This window comes from Bacillus sp. LR--39, assembly GCF_053613335.1.
On sequence record NZ_JBSIOT010001665.1, the window covers coordinates 1 to 509 of the forward strand.

Sequence of the window (509 nt, forward strand, 5' to 3'; positions counted from 1 at the left end):
AGCGAACAAAAAATCATTGATGACATCCATTCCATACCGATTGATGAATATGTGCCTGACTTCATTCAGCATGTCCAGAAAAGCGGTGTTGATTTCTACTTTTTAAGCGCCGGCACGGATTATTACATTCATTATATTTTAAAGAAATACGGGATTACATACGTTGAGGTCTATTCAAATAAAGGCTTTTTTAAAGAAGACAATGTTCATATGGACATTGATGAGAATCATTGGCATTACTCTGAGCGCTATGGGATTGATAAATCAAAGGTCATTCAAAAGCTGAAAGAAGAGTATGAGACGGTTTATTTTGCAGGCGACAGTGAACCGGATTCGCACCCGGCTAAATTTGCGGATGTTACGTTTGCAAAGGATGCGCTCCAGGATTTGCTGCGTCAGCAGGGGGTGCCATTTGTAGCCGTTGAAACATTTGAAGACATTGAACAATATCTTAAAGAAAAAGGGCGGATCGTCTAATGCCGCGCCAGGTTACCAGCATAGCCATCCCC

General features: G+C 41.5%; 1 protein-coding gene. It reads left to right on the forward strand.

The window, feature by feature from the left end:
- Positions 1 to 477 (forward strand): MtnX-like HAD-IB family phosphatase (locus ACWHAR_RS32390; RefSeq protein WP_452089094.1); only part of this gene is annotated, 477 nt, incomplete at its 5' end.
- Between the last annotated feature and the right edge of the window lie 32 nt (positions 478 to 509).